1 pseudogene is annotated in these 383 nt (G+C 50.1%); it reads left to right on the plus strand.

Annotated features, from left to right (window positions below):
• A pseudogene (locus B2751_RS07705) lies at positions 1–383 on the plus strand (DUF1015 domain-containing protein); the annotation flags it as partial.

The raw sequence follows: 383 nt of genomic DNA on the forward strand, positions 1-383 counted from the left end.
AAAGGACGTGCCGAACAAACAAAACGTCACCAAATCGAGATGTATCTCAACCGGCAATGGTATACCCTTTCCTACGATTCTGAACGAACAGGGACGAAAGCGAATCTCGACGTCTCGATTTTACAAGAAGAGTTGTTGACACCGTTACTTGGTATCGAAGATCCACGGACGGACGCACGTATCCAGTTCGTCGGTGGTCATAAGGGGTATGCCGGCCTTGAGCAAATCGTGGATTCCGGACATGCCGCTGTCGCTTTTCACTTGCATCCGACTTCGATCGAAGATTTAATGGCTGTGGCTGATGCGGGAGAAGTAATGCCGCCGAAGTCGACTTGGTTCGAACCGAAACTCCGGAGCGGTTTACTGATCCATCCGTTTGATTC

It is taken from the genome of Exiguobacterium sp. UBA6282 (genome assembly GCF_002440475.1).
In the GTDB taxonomy this organism is placed as follows: Bacteria; Bacillota; Bacilli; order Exiguobacteriales; family Exiguobacteriaceae; genus Exiguobacterium_A.